At 40.8% G+C, this 15,028-nt stretch carries 18 protein-coding genes; 1 reads left to right on the top strand and 17 read right to left on the bottom strand.

Annotated features, from left to right (window positions below; translation table 11 throughout):
• Window positions 1-341: 341 nt before the first annotated feature.
• From NAF01_RS08800 to spoIIGA, 9 genes are all read right to left on the bottom strand, one after another.
• The gene (locus tag NAF01_RS08800) at window positions 342-1,115 is read right to left on the bottom strand and encodes a YlmH family RNA-binding protein (RefSeq protein ID WP_197247958.1); all 774 of its coding nucleotides are present in this window, start codon (window positions 1,113-1,115) and stop codon (window positions 342-344) included.
• 65 nt (window positions 1,116-1,180) lie between these two features.
• Window positions 1,181-1,444 carry a YggT family protein gene (locus tag NAF01_RS08795; protein WP_009330847.1) on the bottom strand — a complete coding sequence of 88 codons (264 nt, stop codon included), beginning with the start codon at window positions 1,442-1,444 and terminating at the stop codon, window positions 1,181-1,183.
• A 6-nt stretch (window positions 1,445-1,450) separates the two neighbouring features.
• Window positions 1,451-1,897, bottom strand: coding sequence for a cell division protein SepF (locus tag NAF01_RS08790; protein ID WP_048007904.1), 447 nt, complete (start codon window positions 1,895-1,897; stop codon window positions 1,451-1,453).
• A 4-nt stretch (window positions 1,898-1,901) separates the two neighbouring features.
• On the bottom strand, window positions 1,902-2,588 hold the full coding sequence (locus tag NAF01_RS08785) for a YggS family pyridoxal phosphate-dependent enzyme (protein ID WP_159344832.1): 687 nt from the start codon (window positions 2,586-2,588) through the stop codon (window positions 1,902-1,904).
• A complete protein-coding gene (gene pgeF, locus NAF01_RS08780) occupies window positions 2,589-3,416 on the bottom strand; it encodes a peptidoglycan editing factor PgeF (RefSeq protein ID WP_197247957.1) in 828 nt (275 codons plus the stop codon). It lies immediately after the preceding gene.
• A 69-nt stretch (window positions 3,417-3,485) separates the two neighbouring features.
• On the bottom strand, window positions 3,486-3,755 hold the full coding sequence (locus tag NAF01_RS08775) for a YlmC/YmxH family sporulation protein (RefSeq protein WP_095242286.1): 270 nt from the start codon (window positions 3,753-3,755) through the stop codon (window positions 3,486-3,488).
• Window positions 3,756-3,849: 94 nt separating this feature from the next.
• Window positions 3,850-4,629 (bottom strand): RNA polymerase sporulation sigma factor SigG, encoded by a 780-nt coding sequence (gene sigG, locus NAF01_RS08770; protein WP_026041699.1) that lies wholly within the window; start codon window positions 4,627-4,629, stop codon window positions 3,850-3,852.
• Between the two features lie 168 nt (window positions 4,630-4,797).
• Window positions 4,798-5,517: an RNA polymerase sporulation sigma factor SigE gene (sigE, locus tag NAF01_RS08765; RefSeq protein ID WP_048007900.1), complete on the bottom strand. Its 720-nt coding sequence runs from the start codon at window positions 5,515-5,517 to the stop codon at window positions 4,798-4,800.
• A 44-nt stretch (window positions 5,518-5,561) separates the two neighbouring features.
• On the bottom strand, window positions 5,562-6,500 hold the full coding sequence (spoIIGA, locus tag NAF01_RS08760; RefSeq protein ID WP_197247955.1) for a sigma-E processing peptidase SpoIIGA: 939 nt from the start codon (window positions 6,498-6,500) through the stop codon (window positions 5,562-5,564).
• Between the two features lie 294 nt (window positions 6,501-6,794).
• Here spoIIGA and hmpA point away from each other — a divergent pair, with 294 nt between their 5' ends.
• Complete coding sequence (hmpA, locus tag NAF01_RS08755) at window positions 6,795-8,024, top strand: NO-inducible flavohemoprotein (protein WP_197214811.1); 1,230 nt, start codon at window positions 6,795-6,797, stop codon at window positions 8,022-8,024.
• Window positions 8,025-8,369: 345 nt separating this feature from the next.
• Here hmpA and NAF01_RS08750 read toward each other — a convergent pair whose 3' ends face one another.
• From NAF01_RS08750 to murB, 8 genes are all read right to left on the bottom strand, one after another.
• The gene (locus NAF01_RS08750) at window positions 8,370-8,543 is read right to left on the bottom strand and encodes a hypothetical protein (protein WP_197247953.1); all 174 of its coding nucleotides are present in this window, start codon (window positions 8,541-8,543) and stop codon (window positions 8,370-8,372) included.
• Window positions 8,544-8,546: 3 nt separating this feature from the next.
• The gene (gene ftsZ / locus NAF01_RS08745) at window positions 8,547-9,692 is read right to left on the bottom strand and encodes a cell division protein FtsZ (protein ID WP_197207422.1); all 1,146 of its coding nucleotides are present in this window, start codon (window positions 9,690-9,692) and stop codon (window positions 8,547-8,549) included.
• A 148-nt stretch (window positions 9,693-9,840) separates the two neighbouring features.
• A complete protein-coding gene (gene ftsA / locus NAF01_RS08740) occupies window positions 9,841-11,127 on the bottom strand; it encodes a cell division protein FtsA (protein ID WP_163143116.1) in 1,287 nt (428 codons plus the stop codon).
• A gap of 124 nt (window positions 11,128-11,251) precedes the next feature.
• Window positions 11,252-11,620 carry a small basic family protein gene (locus tag NAF01_RS08735; protein WP_019381715.1) on the bottom strand — a complete coding sequence of 123 codons (369 nt, stop codon included), beginning with the start codon at window positions 11,618-11,620 and terminating at the stop codon, window positions 11,252-11,254.
• Window positions 11,620-12,351, bottom strand: coding sequence for a DUF881 domain-containing protein (locus NAF01_RS08730; protein WP_163143113.1), 732 nt, complete (start codon window positions 12,349-12,351; stop codon window positions 11,620-11,622). Before NAF01_RS08730 ends, NAF01_RS08735 begins: the two co-directional genes overlap by 1 nt.
• A 69-nt stretch (window positions 12,352-12,420) precedes the next feature.
• Entirely contained in the window at window positions 12,421-13,152 is a 732-nt protein-coding gene (locus NAF01_RS08725; protein ID WP_048007894.1) for a DUF881 domain-containing protein, read from the bottom strand.
• Window positions 13,100-13,891, bottom strand: coding sequence for a cell division protein FtsQ/DivIB (locus NAF01_RS08720; RefSeq protein ID WP_048007893.1), 792 nt, complete (start codon window positions 13,889-13,891; stop codon window positions 13,100-13,102). The genes NAF01_RS08725 and NAF01_RS08720 overlap by 53 nt, the downstream gene beginning before the upstream one ends.
• Window positions 13,892-14,082: 191 nt before the next feature.
• A complete protein-coding gene (gene murB, locus NAF01_RS08715) occupies window positions 14,083-14,991 on the bottom strand; it encodes a UDP-N-acetylmuramate dehydrogenase (protein ID WP_048007892.1) in 909 nt (302 codons plus the stop codon).
• Between the last annotated feature and the right edge of the window lie 37 nt (window positions 14,992-15,028).

Raw genomic sequence — 15,028 nt, 5'->3', positions numbered from 1 at the left:
AAATCCTTCAAATAAAATTAATTCTTTTAACTCTCTATTAATTATTTTTGGCTCTTAAATGTTGCCCGTTGATTTCCACTGCGGACACTTACTTTCCGCGGGGCGGGCGGTGAGCCTCCTCGGCACTTTGCACCTGTGGAGTCTCACCTGTCGCGCTGGCTCCCGCAGGACATTGAATAAGCTTCCTCGAATGAAAACCGCACGAAGGAAATGCTTCAGCATTACGAGGATCAAGTGCCCATAGCGAGGATCTGCTCAGCAGATTAACCATATGTTGCATTTTAACAATAAACTAAAAAAACAGTCTCAATATAGGCTTGTTAAAACCCTCTCCTGCTTTACTACCTCTGCCTTCCGGCAATTATTCTCCATTTGTCCTTTTTTGTTTTCCCATCTATTTCTATGATTTTGGATCGGCCTTGGCCCCTGACTGAGATGATGTCGCATTGCTGACATTCAAATGAGGGGTTTTCAATTTGTGTCCAATTGACTTTAACGAGCCCCTGTTGGATATAGAGCTGGGATTTCTGTCTTGAGATGTTGTAGATGGCTGAGATGACTGTGTCCAACCTCAGGGATGAAGAAGTGATGGAGCTTTCTTTCCACACTTCTGATGATTGAATCGCCTGAGAAAAAGGCTGTTTTTTCAAAGATACTGTCGCTCTGCCAATGGACTGCAGCTGCAGGCTGATGTACTCTTCAATTTCTTGAGCTGCAAAAAACTGGATTCTGTCCTCTTCAAATAGGATATCACCAAACTTTCCTCTTTTTAGTCCCAGTGACATCAGGCTGCCGAGGACTTGCGGGTGTTCAATGGTAACAAACTTCTTTGGATAGTCCAATTCAAACAGCCGAATTTTAAAATCTTCTTCATCGCTTTCATAATAATCCGGAAATATCAGTGCTCTCTTTCTCTCAGCACCTGTTGTTCCGCCAAATAAAGCAAATAAGATTCCCGAATCCTGTCCTATGATGCTTTTTAGGATTTGCTGCTCCCTTGGATCAAGAAAATCAGTAAGCTTTGGTGCATATGTATTTTCCACAAGATTTTTCCAGTTAAGGACCTGGTCAATAAATTCTCTTTCTTCCGGCCGGAAGTGCTGATAAATAGACAAATTTTTGCGGGCCTCCTTTTACACAAATAAAAAAGGGCCATTTTGATAGCCCAGTTTTGTCAGTCTTATGAAATCCAATAAAAAAGCTGCTGCAAGCCTCCTGTGGCAAATCGCAAAACTAAGATAGCCACAATCGGAGAAATATCAATCATTCCAAGCGGCGGAATGATTTTGCGGAAAGGCTCAAGGTACGGTTCACAGATCCTTGCCAGAAATTGGCCAAAAGCCGATTCCCTTGCATTAGGGAACCAGGACAGCAGAATATAAATAATCAGTGCCCATGAGTAATAATAAATTGCAGATGACAATATTCCAAATACTAATTCCATTAAGTGCTACCACCTCGTATTTTCTAATTCTTGTTCTTTCATCAGCTGAGAGATGTTCCCGGATACTTCAACATTGTCAGGTGTACACAAGAAAATATCAGTACCAATCTTCTGAATGTCTCCGCCGATGGCATAAACGGTTCCGCTTAGGAAGTCAACAATGCGCTTTGCCTGATCTTTTTCTATTCTCTGCAGATTGACTACAACAGCTCTTCTGTTCTTCAGCTGATCCGCAATATCCTGCGCTTCTGCGTATACCCGCGGTTCAACAAGAACTACTTTAGAAGATTTCTGCACACTTTGAAGGCTGACAATGTTCTGTTTTTGAACTGGCTGCTGCTGTTTCTGCACCTGCTTCACCGGCTCTCTTTCTTCTTCGATGATTTCCTCTTCCTTATAGTCATATTCATCATCCAGGAAGAAAAATGTTTTAAATTTTGATTTTATACTCATTTTATTAAACCTCCTGACCCTCTTGACCTACTAAAGCTGTCCCAATCCTAACCATTGTGGCACCTTCTTCAATTGCCAGGGAAAAATCATTGGACATGCCCATTGAAAGCTCAGTGCAAGGAGCAAAATCAAATCCCTGATCTTTAACCTGTTTTTGAAGGTCCTTGAGCTTCCGGAAACAGGCACGCAGCAAATCCTTGTCTGATGTATGTGGCGCCATTGTCATCAGGCCAATGATATTGAGATTTTTATAATCAGCCAGGCTTGAAATAAAGTCACCTGCCTCTTCAGGATTTATTCCCTGTTTCGACGCTTCGCCTGAGACATTGACCTGTACAAAGCAATTTATCTTTCGATCCGCCCGCTTGTCGATTTCCTTCGCAAGGGATAGCCTGTCCAGTGAATGAATATAGTCAACTTTATCTATAATATTTTTTACTTTGCGCGTTTGCAGTGTTCCGATAAAATGCCAGGTTGGCCTGTCCTCTAAAACTTCCCATTTAGCAAGAAGTCCTTCATCCCTGTTTTCACCTAAATGATGAATACCTGCTTCAAAGGCTTCCTGTGCCCTTTCCGCTGAAACGTACTTAGTAACAGCAATTACGGTAATTTCTTCCCGCTTGCGGTTCGCCTTTATGCACGCTTCGTGGATGGCAGTCTCTATTTGATTTAAATTTTCCTCTACTCTCATTTAGTTCCCTGCTTCCTCCTTCCAGCCAATAAAACTCATCATCCTGCCGGTATTCCCCCTATCTCTTCGGTGGGAGAAAAAATAGTCTGCATGACAGCTTGTGCAAAAATCAGTCATTATGATATTTTCATGTGGAATCCCTGAGTTTAAAAGGATTTTCCTATTTAGTTCTTTTAGGTCAAGCTGGAATTGATTGTCACTAATTTGATTATATGGCTTTATATCGACATCTTCTAGTATTTTTTGCACTTTTGAAATAACACGATCATCAACAATATAACAGTTTCCGCAAATGGAAGGGCCAATCACGGCTTGGACCTCTCTTAAGTCTATGCCTTCACCTGCAAACAGTTCAGCCATATTCCTGCCAATCCCGCCAACAGTGCCTTTCCAGCCGGCGTGGGCAATGCCTATGGCTCCTGTCTTTTCATGCAGGAAATAAAGGGGCACACAATCGGCATAACATAGGGTCATCAGGACATTTTTAGAATATGTGAAAAAGCCGTCGGTACCTGAAAAGGAATCCTCATAAACAAGAGCACCTTTTCCTTTATCATTTTCAGTAACTTTTTTTATATTTACATCATGTGTTTGTTCAGCGCCAACCCAATTTTCAATTGAAAAGCCAAGCAAGTCAGCCACATGCTGCCGATTTTGGCTGACTGCTTCATAGCTGTCATTTACATGTAATCCTGCATTTAGAGTTTCATATTGATTGCGGCTGAAGCCGCCATTTTTTGTTGTAAAACCAGCCATTATATTAGGAAAACGATCCGCCCACTTTTTTATGACAAAATACTCTTCCCTTTTTAAAGAAAATGGTTCCATGCGATTAACCCCATTTTATTTTTCTATAGTTTACCACAAGGCAGGCAGTGATGACACCATTAACAACTCTTAGGCTTCATCCTCTATATATTTCGGCTCAATCGCATCCTGATAGCGGACAAGTATGACATCTTCACCGATTTTTATGATATTTTTCCAGGGAATGACAATATCTGCGTCTCTGCCAAAGAAGCCTAATACTTTCCCCGCTCCTCCGATAATGACCGCTTCAATTTTTCCTGTATTAATATTAATATCTATATCCCCAATATTTCCAAGCTTTTTGCCGTCAGCTACATTTACAACATCCTTCATTTGAAATTCAGATATTTTCACCATCGACACTTCACTCCCAATTTATGTTCTTATTTAATATATGTTTGCTTCTACAAGAAAAATGTTCAGTAAATATAAAAAGCAGCCAAATTGGCTGCTAGCTTTGAATATTTTTATTCATTTGTTTGATGGCCGCTTTTTCAAGCCTTGAAACTTGTGCCTGGGAAATGCCGATTTCCTCTGCCACTTCCATTTGAGTCTTGCCCTGGAAGAAGCGTTTTCTGAGAATCAGTTTTTCCCGTTCATTCAGTCTTCTCATTCCCTCTTTGAGCGCTATTTCCTCAATCCATTGAATATCTTTGTTCCGTTCATCGCTAAGCTGATCCATCACATAAATTGGATCCCCGCCATCATTATAAATCGGCTCAAATAAGGAAACAGGATCTTGGATGGCATCCAATGCAAAAACGATTTCTTCATGAGGCACATCCAGCTCTTTAGCTATTTCTTCAGCCGTAGGTTCCCTGGATGTTTTACTCATGAGGCGTTCCCTTACTTGCAGAGCTTTATAAGCAATGTCCCTTAAAGAACGAGAAACACGGATCGGATTATTATCACGCAGATACCTGCGTATTTCTCCAATAATCATCGGAACGGCATAGGTGGAAAACTTAACGTTTTGACTTAAATCAAAATTATCAATAGATTTCATCAGACCGATACAGCCGACCTGGAAAAGGTCATCAACAAATTCGCCTCTGTTGTTAAAACGCTGAATCACACTCAATACGAGGCGCAAATTGCCGTTGACGAGTTTTTCCCGTGCGGTTATATCCCCCTTATGCATTTGCTTGAAGAGCTCTCTCATTTCTTCGTTTTTTAAAACTGGAAGCTTTGAAGTATCAACACCGCAAATTTCTACTTTATTTCGAGTCAATCCATTTCCCTCCTCACAGGAGCTGCTGTACAAAAAACAGTATCTCCTTGGAAAGGAAAAATATGCACCGGCTAATCGGGCTTCCGGATGGGGAAATGGTCAAAGCATCATTAACACTAGGTTTTCACCTTGCAAAATTTTGTAAAAAATATTCCGGGCTTTAAACTTCTAAACCATCTTATTAAATTCTTTTTTAAGTCTTTTTATTATTCTTTTTTCCAGGCGTGAAATATAGGACTGGGAAATTCCCAGCATATCCGCCACATCCTTTTGAGTTTTTTCTTCACCTGATCCGAGGCCGAACCTAAGCTCCATGATCTGTTTTTCACGATCTGAAAGCTGATGCAATGCCTTTAACAGCAGCTTTTTATCAACATTTGCTTCGAGATCTTTCGTAATAATGTCATCCTCAGTGCCCAGAACATCAGATAGAAGAAGTTCATTGCCATCCCAATCAATATTTAGTGGTTCATCAAAGGAAACTTCAGAACGAATTTTATTGTTCCTTCTTAAATACATGAGAATTTCATTCTCAATACAGCGCGATGCATATGTAGCCAGTTTGATTTTTTTCTCCGGGTTAAATGTATTTACTGCTTTAATAAGCCCAATCGTTCCAATACTGATTAGGTCCTCTATATTAATGCCTGTATTTTCAAACTTCCTGGCAATATACACAACAAGACGAAGATTTCTTTCAATTAAAATGGACCTTGCCGCTTTATCTCCTTTTGGAAGCTTAATCAGGAGCATTTCTTCTTCTTCCTTACTGAGTGGAGGAGGTAATGCTTCGCTGCCGCCTATATAATATACTTCATCTGTTTTGATCCCCAGCTTAATCAACAATTTATACCAATAGTAGGATAAGCGAAGTTTTAACTTATTCATGAATTGTCCTCCTTCTAAATTAAGTTCGTGCAGAGTATAGTATATTAACTTACTTTTGCATCCGGCTTCATTGTACTTCTGCCTGTAAGCATCTTGGGGTGTACGATGCACTGAAACGAATCGTCTGATGAAAGCTGCTGCATGGAAAATGATATTAATCCGCGTTCTGCTTCAATTATTTCATTCTCTTTTTCAAAGAGAATCCGGTCAGGCTTGAACCCTATGATTAATTGGTGTTCTTGTCCAACAACCTTACATGGAATGACCCTCATTTTATGCTCCCAATCCACTCCAATTGACTCGCTGCCCATAATGATATCCTCCGGGTTTCCTGCCATTTTACTAATTTCAGTCGGAAACTCATCAAGCCTGTCTTTTATGGATATGAACATAACAGGCATTTTTGAAATGGGATCGTATAACTGGTTGCCGCTGTCAATCAGGCCTTTGAAACAATATTCAGTTTCATTGATCACAACACGCACCAGGATTAAAGAGTCATACTGAATTTTTGTCATCTCAATTCCCTCAACATTTCTCTTTGAAAAATGCCAGGCAAGAGGAAACCCAATAACCACGAACAGCCAGCTGATTGGATCACCAAAGCCTTTAATACTGGCCATCATGACAGATGAAGAAAGCTTAAAATCAAAATTGATAAAATAATGAATTCCTATTAAGGAGCCTCCAACTAAAAAAGTAGCAAAATAAAAAGTCATGAGAGCTTTTACAAAATATCGCAAACGCTTAAAGCCGAAAACAGCCAGTACCATTACAATCGAGAATAGCAGCTTAGTGAACGGATGACCTGAATATTCATTAAAAGGTGTAAATGCTAATAAAATAATGATGGATCCTATGAAGCCGCCCGCAAAAACCCTCCATAATCCAGTTTCTCTTTTTAGAATTATGGCTGTTAAATAAAGGAGCAGGCTGTCAAACATAAAATTCAATGCCCAGATAACATCCAAATAGACCGTCAATTATCTTCCTCCTTTATAAAATCAGAATCTGATAGATTGACGTGAGGTTCTAAATCTCTTTTATAGTTAAAGTGCTATGATTCTGTTAGAAAAAAGTATAGCGCATTTCAGTAAAGAAAGTGTGTCGCTTTCTGTATGCAAAAAGATAGAAATTTTCCCTATTCCCAACGGATTTTGTCATTATTTTTCTATTCATTGCCCCTCCTATTTCAAAGGGTGTGATTTATATCACATTTTTTGTTTCCATTATCAACTATAATGACAGTGAAAATAATAAAAAGGAGTTTTGCTGATATGCTAGACACAAAAACAATCGAAATTATTAAAAGCACTGTACCTGTACTTGAAAAACATGGTGAAGATATTACGAAAACTTTCTATAAACTGATGTTTACAAATCACCCTGAACTGCTGAACATTTTCAATCATGCCAATCAAAAACAGGGCCGACAGCAAAAAGCACTTGCAAACTCAGTATATGCTGCGGCTAAATATATCGATAACCTCGAAGCTATTATTCCGGTTGTCACACAAATCGCACATAAGCACAGATCATTAGGCATTAAACCTGAACATTATCCAATTGTGGGAGAACACTTAATTCTTGCAATTAAGGAAGTACTGCAAGAGGCAGCAACTGAAGAAATTATTGATGCGTGGGTTAAAGCATATGGTGTGATAGCTGATGCATTCATCGGATTGGAAAAAAACCTTTATGAGGATGCAGCACATAAGCCAGGAGGCTGGGATGACTTCAGAACTTTCACTGTGGCCAAAAAGGTTAAAGAAAGTGATGTGATTACATCTTTCTATTTTACACCGGCTGATGGAGGAAATATTTCCGGTTACCTTCCGGGTCAATATATTAGTGTGAAATTAACGATTCCAGGTGAAGAATACACACATATTCGCCAATACAGCCTGTCTGATTCCCCGGAAAAATCTTATTACCGGATTTCTGTAAAGAAAGAAGAAGGCTACTCTGAAAAGCCAGACGGAAAGGTTTCCAGCTATCTTCACAATGACCTTAACGAAGGCGATCAGATAGAGATTAGTGCCCCTGCTGGAGAATTTGTTCTGGAGAATGTGGATAAGCCCGTGGTTCTGCTTAGCGGCGGGGTAGGCATTACACCAATGCACAGCATGCTGCGCCATCTTGATGCAGCAGGAGTAAGTCATGAAACTATTTTTATTCATGCTGCACTTAATGGAAATGTACAGGCATTTACCGGCGAAGTTCAGGAGATTGCAAAGAATAATCCATTAGTTAAAACATATTTCTGCTATGAAAAGCCGACAGATAAAGATAAAACGGAAAAAGTCTACAGCAAAGAAGGCTATATTACTTCTGAGTGGTTAAAAACAATCGTGCCAAATAAAGAAAGTATGGTTTATATGTGCGGACCAGTTCCGTTTATGCAGGCTATGTATGAAGCATTGCTTGATGCAGGTTTTAAAAATGAAAATATCCGCTATGAATTCTTCGGGCCATCAATGCAATTAAAAGAAACTCAATCAGTATAAAGTGAAACTTCAATCATCTGGGAGCGCTTTTCTCCCCGATGATTGTTAGTTGAACCAATCGGGCCTTTACGGGCAGTTTGACCCCCACTTATTCTCCTTTGATTCATCTGAGTCCTAAGGTGAGGGTCTTACTGCCCGTTAGACTGCGATAAGTTTAATAAGCATGGCTCATCATTTTGAGCCATGCTTTAATGTGTAGAAACTTTCAGGTCTACTTTCGTATAAATTGTTGTTTTTCGCTTATCAATGTTGCCCGTTGATTTCCGCTCCAGGCTGCTCAGCGAACCGCGGTGCGGGCGGTGAGCCTCCTCGACGCTGCGGCTCTGCGGGGTCTCACCTGTCCCGCTACTCCCGCAGGACTTTGAATAAGCTTCCTTGAGTAAACACCGCACGAAGAAAATGCGAATGCATTTTCGAGGATTTCGCACCTTCCGCTACAATCAACTCAGTAAATATAATTAAAAAGCAACCATAAAAAACACCTGGAATCGAGCTGATTCCAGGTGTTTTTTCATTCATATATTATCTTCTGCGGTTGCGATTGCGCAGGAACGTCGGGATATCCAACGTTTCTTCAGGCTGATGAGATTGGCTGCTTCTTACAGTTTCCTGTGGAGCTTCCTCTCTCTTTGGCTCACGCTTCATAGCTGTTCCCATATTTGGAGCAGATTTAGGCTGTCCAAATGTTGGCCTCATAGGCTTAGGCTGGATCACTTCTTCATTAAATCCCGTTGCAATGACCGTCACTACGATCTCATCTTTAAGATTTTCATTTATAACGGAACCGAAGATCATATTTACGTCCTGATCTGATGCCGAAGCAACAATGTCAGCAGCTTCCTGTACTTCATACAGGCTTAGATTCGACCCGCCGGTAATATTCATTAAGACGCCTTGTGCGCCATCAATGGATGTCTCAAGTAAAGGAGATGAAATCGCCTTTTTCGCGGCTTCTGCTGCACGGTTTTCTCCTGCAGCCACACCAATTCCCATTAGGGCTGAACCTTTATTGGACATGATTGTCTTTACATCTGCAAAGTCAAGGTTAATTAATCCTGGAACCGCGATTAAATCGGAAATACCCTGAACACCCTGGCGAAGAACATTATCCGCTTCGCGGAATGCTTCAAGCATTGGAGTGCTTTTATCAACGATTTCTAATAGCCTGTCATTTGGAATGACGATTAGTGTATCAACCGCTTCCTTCATTGCAGCAATTCCGCCGGCTGCCTGAGTGGAACGCTTACGGCCTTCAAAGGTGAAAGGACGCGTAACGACACCGACAGTAAGAGCACCTAAATCGCGTGCAATCTGGGCAATGACTGGAGCCGCTCCTGTTCCAGTTCCCCCTCCCATACCAGCAGTAACGAATACCATATCCGCACCTTTAAGTGCTTCTTCTACCTGCTCTTTACTTTCTTCTGCTGCTTTTTTGCCTACCTCAGGGTTGGCACCAGCCCCAAGTCCCCTTGTAAGCTTGCCTCCGATTTGCATTTTCACTTCTGCTTTTGATAAATTCAGCGCCTGTGCATCCGTGTTAACTGCAATAAACTCGACACCTTGAACACCATGCTCAATCATTCTGTTTACTGCATTGTTACCGCCGCCTCCAACGCCGATGACTTTTATAGTTGCTAATGAATCCAAATTTGTATCAAATTCCAACATGACTTATCCTCCTAATTCGTCGACATTCCTAAGAACACCTTTATTTGATTCGCTTTTTAACGCACTCCCATAATGGGGCTGCAGTGCTTTTTATATACGCCGTTTGGCTTTCGATTCCGTTTCCCTAACCCTTGCGAATCAAATCAAGTTATTCGAAAAAGTATCCGAGGAACTTTTTAACTCTTGATGTGATCTTTTCTTCCGGCTGTTTTTCCGGCTTTGTTTTCGGTTGCGGTTGCGGTTTTTGCACTCGGTTTTCTTTTGCTTCAGGGACAGTCACTGGCTGCTCCATTTTTCTGCCCTGTATTTTTGCATTCTTATATGCGAACTTAATCAATCCAACAGCAGTTGTGTACTGCGGTTCCCTCACTCCAATATAATCTGGAATTGCAATGCGGACTCTGTTTTGGAAAACATCCTGTGCCAGTTCAAGGATCCCCTGAGTGTTCGCTACTCCCCCAGATAGTACATAGCCGCCAGGAAGATCTTTTGCACCCAGACGTTTCACTTCGTGCTGGATAAGATCAAAAATCTCTTCCATTCGCGCTTCTATAATATCTGAAATTTCCAGCTGATTAAATTGCTGATGCTGATCACTTCCGATGATAGGCACACTGAATACCTCATCTTCAGATGCATGATCATAGAACGCATAGCCATACTTTGTTTTAATTGTTTCTGCATCTTCTGTAGAAGTGCGGAGTCCGATTGACAAGTCTTTTGTAATATGGTCTCCTCCTACAGGAAGGACACTGGTTGCCTTTAAATAGCCATTCTCGAAAATGGCAATAGTTGTGGAGCCGCCGCCAATATCAACAAGAGCAACTCCAAGGTTTTTCTCATCTTTGGATAATGCGAATGCACCTGCCGCCAGAGGCTGAAGTGTAATATCCATGATTTCAAGGCCAGCGCGTTCCACACAGCGCAGTGTGTTATGTAAAATCGTTTTTGATCCAGTAATAATGGTGCCTTCCATTTCCAGACGCACACCAATCATTCCTCGGGGATCACTAATCTCGTCCAATCCGTCGACAATAAACTGTTTTGGAATGACATCAATAATATCCCTTTCCGGCGGGATTGATACAACTTGTGCCGCATCTATAACTCTAGCAACATCTTCGTCTGTTATTTCCCTATTTTCACTTGAGACCGCGACAACACCATGGGATGGCTGCAGCATAACATGATTGCCTGTTATTCCCACAATCACATTTTTTATTTCCATTCCTATCATTCTCTCAGCCTGTTCGATTGCCTTTTTAATAGAATGAACTGTTTCGTCTATATCAACAATAGAGCCCTTGCGCAGCCCCTCTGAATGTACATTGCCAACACCAATAATATTTAAAGAGTCATTGACCATTTCCCCAATGATTACTTTTACACTGGATGTACCGATGTCAAGACTAACATATATTTCATTGCTGTTCATTCTCTGGCACCTCCTTTTTTTTGCTATTCCCGAATATTGAACAACAATCTTTTTTTGCTGTTGTTTGTTTTAAAAAGTTAGTTTATCTATAAAATTATTCGTCAAAACTAATATTTTCCCTTTTTTAAATATCATTTTTTTCTGTTTTTTCTCTGTTTTGAGACCATTTTGCAATTAATATTCTTCTGATGACCGCAATATTCTGGAATAGCCTGACCCCAAAAGCAAATACTGCTGCTAAATACAAGTCTACACCAAGATGCACACCCAGAAAAGCTAAACTTGCTGCCAGCAGGATGTTAAAAAAGAAACCGGAAACGAAAACTTTTTCATCATAAATGTTTTGAAGCTGTGCCCGAATCCCCCCGAATAGAGTATCCAATGCAGCAAGAACAGCAATGGACAGATAATTCGAGTATTCATCCGGCACTTTTATATCTGTCATAAGTCCAAGTATCACACCTATGATCAATCCTAAAACGGGAAGCCACATCATGATTTGCCTCCTTCATCAGGTTTCACAGGCTCCATATATCTGATTCTCAATGCCTCGTCATATGCAGGGACCGTGATTGGCTCTTCAGATTTTTCCACCTTTACCCGAAGATTGTCAATAAAAAATTCTTCTGCAGATTTTGATACCTGCATGCGGTTAAAAAGCTTCTCGGCAGATTGAACATTCTCAGTGATTACTTTCACTTCAATGGGCAGGGATTTTAAGGCATAGCCGTCTATCATGGTCTCCCTGTTAATGTCCCTAATGACGGTAGTGTTGATGACCCTTCTGCCTCCAATGGAAATGTGCATGGCATCATACATATTTAACTCATTGACCAGCCGCTTGAGTAAATCAGGGGAAACAGAATCAGCCTGCTTGCCCAGGAGCAGCTCCTCATGTACCGGTTCTATGGTTAAGATTATGCCTGGTCCCGTCACTTCACTTAAACCGGCTTCCATTTTTAATTCCTCCAGCGTCTCACGGAGCACTTGTTCTTTGCTTTGTTTGCGCTTTGTTTCATATTGGGCAATCTTTTCTTCATTTGAACTGATTTCACGCAAAAGTTTTAATTGCAGTTCCTTTTCTTTAAGGATGTCAGCTCTAAGCTCCCAGGTATCTCTCGTATCCCGGACAGCCGGTTCCTTAACTGTTTGAAACTGTATGGCAATCATAAAGCCAATTACAACTGTTATAAAGGTAAAGCTGAACTTCTTTTGGCTGTCCACTTTAATTCCACCTTGCTTTCCCGAATAAATTATTCTGTGGACAAATTTTATACGAATGCTGGTTTGGCTTTACGAACCCAGTAATGGTTCAATGATAACTTCGCCCTTTTCCTCTAGAGTAAATTGGATGTTTTCATCTACCAATGTATCTTTCACTCCGCCAGTCAGATTCAGAGCTGACGAAAGCACTTCGGCATCACCAATGGCAGTGATGACAAAAGGTGCAGGGTGCTGATAGCCGTCTACTTCTATCACAGGCCCGTTGCATACAATATATGAACTGTGCGACAGCCTCTGCCCGTTAATGGCAACTGCGGAAGCACCGGAAATATAGAGCTCATTAATCACTTTAAAGACATGGTGTTCATGTACAATATAATTATTAATGTTATCTTCATCCGGATTGTAATCGCCATCTGCAAGAGTAACTTCCACACCTGGGCCCTTTACCTTAACTTTTCCAAGATGCATCCTGTACTTCTCAGCATCCTCGGCTAGGTTAAAATAAACCTGAGCTTCCTGTGAAAGCTCCTTTTCAATATCAAGAACGTTTTCCTGCTTTTGATTTAATTCTTTTTGAAGAGCTCTGTTTTTTTCCTCCAGTTCAACAAGCTGATTACGGAGCTCCAGGTCTCTTTCCCATTGCTTCCCGTTTAATGCCGGCTTTTCTTCTTCTCCCTGTGTAAGGTGATAGGAAAAAGCCATCATGTAACCCAGCACGAGAAAGACGAGGGAGAATATTACATGATTACCCTTCACCTTCATTTTCTTCTTCAATCTCTTCAGCTCCCTCTTTTTCATAAGCTTTAAAATAAGAGCCTACTTCCAAGTCAATGACTCCCTTTTTTTCGGGATCCAGCTGGCTTATGATAGAAGGGTAGTGTGCCATTTTTTCTGAAAAACTTCTTAGTGTAGCGCTGACTTCAAAACCATCATTCATATACAAAGTAATATGATTGGAATCTGTCTTTTTTGGAGAGTGGTGGACTTCGGAAATTGAATTTAATACCTCTTCGGGCAGTGTTTCCAGTTCTCCGATCATCATATCAAGGATGTCACCCTCAGAAAAGCCATTTAGGATTGGTGCGTTAACAGGGATCTCTGCAGCTTTTTCATCCTTTAATATGCTCCCATTCTCCATAACAGGAAGGTAGTGCTTCTCTTTCGCTATGTAGGCAATGCGCTTTAATTCATCTACCTGTATAATGATTGTGCTTGGCAGCTGAATCTTAACAGATGAGGATTTTATTTCAGGCAGCTCTTTAAGCTTACCCTCCATACCCTCTTCATCAACCTTCCAAATATTTGTTTTTTCAGTAACACCGCTGATTTGGATAATTTCTTCTTTATCATAAATTGAATTGCCGGATACTATAATTTGTTTAATATGGCTTAAGGGCGATTGAAAGTAGATAACTAAAACAATCAGCGAGAAAAAAAGCAGCAGCAAAAAGATCAGCCTTCTGTTCGCTTTCTTTTTTCTTTGCTGCTTAAGCTTCGGGATTCGATCCTCAAGCGAGACAACCTTACTTTTCTCCACATTTATCACCCCATCAAGAAAAGCGCAAGGACAATAAATTAAATTAATCAAATGGCTTGTCCAGCACAATTTATGCAATAAAAAAATAGGGAAGAGAACGGCATGTGAAACATGCCGTTAACACTGCATATACTATTATCTAATTAATCATTATATCACAATAAATGGTATCTGTGAGGTATTATTTCCCGTTACTTTCGACCGATTATTTCCACTTCTGTCTCCATTTTTACTCCGTACATATCAAAGATTGTATCCTTAATATGCTGAATAAGCGCCAAGACATCTTCCGCTTTTCCATCTCCAGCATTCACGATGAAATTCCCATGCATATTGGAAATTTGAGCACCTCCAATAGAGTGGCCTTTCAAACCGGCTTTCTCAATGAGATGGCCGGCATATTCAGGGAGCGGGTTACGGAAAATACTGCCTGCACATGGGAAGTTCCACGGCTGGGTTTCCTTCCTGTAATCCTTATTCCTTTGCATTGCGGAAGATATTTTTTCCCGGTCTCCCTCTGTAAGCTGAAAAACAGCCTCAAGAACAATCCCTGGACGCTTCTTTTGAAGAACGGAGGTTCTATAAGAAAATTCCATTTCTTCATTTGTGAGCCAGCCCATTTTCCCATCCTCAAAAAGAACATGTGCCTTGGTCAGAATTTGCGAAATATCTGAACCGTGAGCACCAGCGTTCATATAAACTGCTCCGCCTACCGATCCGGGAATCCCACTGGCAAACTCAAGTCCTGACAAGCCTTTTTTACTGATTATGGTGGAGAGGGCTACCAATGAATAACCTCCGCCAGCTTTCAGCTCTGTTCCATTAAGATCCATGTGGTCCATGCCGCGCCCCAATTTAATGACCACGCCTTCTATGCCGCCATCAGAAACGAGCAGATTCGATCCTCTTCCAATCGCTCTCCAGTTCAATTCAAATTGACGGATCAATTCCATCGCTTTTGCCAGGTTTTCTATGGAAGAAGGCTCAATAAACAAATCGGCGGGACCGCCAATCTTCATTGTTGTATGATTAGCCATTGGTTCATTTTCTTTGATTGTTCCAATGTTTAATTCTCTAAGTTTGCTGATAAATTCGTCCATATTTACCTCCCTTTCTATTGATTTCATCCTAAATTTA

It is taken from the genome of Cytobacillus firmus (assembly GCF_023657595.1).
Lineage (GTDB): Bacteria > Bacillota > Bacilli > Bacillales > Cytobacillaceae > Cytobacillus > Cytobacillus firmus_B.
The sequence above is the reverse complement of the archived record's forward strand: the minus strand, read 5'-3'. Positions and strand labels throughout refer to the sequence as shown.

Coding starts and splice junctions, on each gene's coding strand:
- NAF01_RS08775 (WP_095242286.1), bottom strand. CDS start 3,755: ATGGTGAAAATATCTGAATTTCAAATGAAGGATGTTGTAAATGTAGCT.
- NAF01_RS08795 (WP_009330847.1), bottom strand. CDS start 1,444: ATGGAATTAGTATTTGGAATATTGTCATCTGCAATTTATTATTACTCA.
- NAF01_RS08785 (WP_159344832.1), bottom strand. CDS start 2,588: ATGAGAGTAGAGGAAAATTTAAATCAAATAGAGACTGCCATCCACGAA.
- ftsZ (WP_197207422.1), bottom strand. CDS start 9,692: ATGTTGGAATTTGATACAAATTTGGATTCATTAGCAACTATAAAAGTC.
- ftsA (WP_163143116.1), bottom strand. CDS start 11,127: ATGAACAGCAATGAAATATATGTTAGTCTTGACATCGGTACATCCAGT.
- NAF01_RS08790 (WP_048007904.1), bottom strand. CDS start 1,897: ATGAGTATAAAATCAAAATTTAAAACATTTTTCTTCCTGGATGATGAA.
- sigE (WP_048007900.1), bottom strand. CDS start 5,517: ATGAATAAGTTAAAACTTCGCTTATCCTACTATTGGTATAAATTGTTG.
- pgeF (WP_197247957.1), bottom strand. CDS start 3,416: ATGGAACCATTTTCTTTAAAAAGGGAAGAGTATTTTGTCATAAAAAAG.
- NAF01_RS08750 (WP_197247953.1), bottom strand. CDS start 8,543: ATGAATGAAAAAACACCTGGAATCAGCTCGATTCCAGGTGTTTTTTAT.
- NAF01_RS08725 (WP_048007894.1), bottom strand. CDS start 13,152: ATGAAAAAGAGGGAGCTGAAGAGATTGAAGAAGAAAATGAAGGTGAAG.
- murB (WP_048007892.1), bottom strand. CDS start 14,991: ATGGACGAATTTATCAGCAAACTTAGAGAATTAAACATTGGAACAATC.
- hmpA (WP_197214811.1), top strand. CDS start 6,795: ATGCTAGACACAAAAACAATCGAAATTATTAAAAGCACTGTACCTGTA.
- NAF01_RS08735 (WP_019381715.1), bottom strand. CDS start 11,620: ATGTGGCTTCCCGTTTTAGGATTGATCATAGGTGTGATACTTGGACTT.